Here is a 284-nt window from a genome sequence, read left to right as displayed (position 1 = left end):
CACTAAAGCATCGCAAAGTGCTTGTGGGCGGCCTAAATAATAGCCCTGAACCTTATCGACATTTAGTTTGCGTAGGGTGTTTATTTCTTCTAGTGTTTCTATGCCTTCGGCAATAATATTACAACCAATGTCTTTAGCAAATCCGCATAATGCTTTAGCTAATAAGTATTTACGACGATCGCTATTAATGTTTCGGGTAAGGCTAATATCAAGTTTAATAATATCTGCTTGTAGCTCCAAAATATGCTGAAAAGAAGAATACCCCGCACCAACATCGTCTATAG

The 284-nt window shown here is 38.0% G+C and carries 1 protein-coding gene; it reads right to left on the bottom strand.

The features are described from left to right. Positions 1-284: EAL domain-containing protein (locus AAEY83_RS14135; protein WP_351059802.1), on the bottom strand; the 284-nt coding region annotated here is incomplete at both ends.

It is taken from the genome of Psychrobacter sp. TB20-MNA-CIBAN-0197, assembly GCF_040309765.1.
In the GTDB taxonomy this organism is placed as follows: domain Bacteria; phylum Pseudomonadota; class Gammaproteobacteria; order Pseudomonadales; family Moraxellaceae; genus Psychrobacter; species Psychrobacter submarinus.
This window is presented reverse-complemented; position numbering and strand designations above follow the sequence as displayed.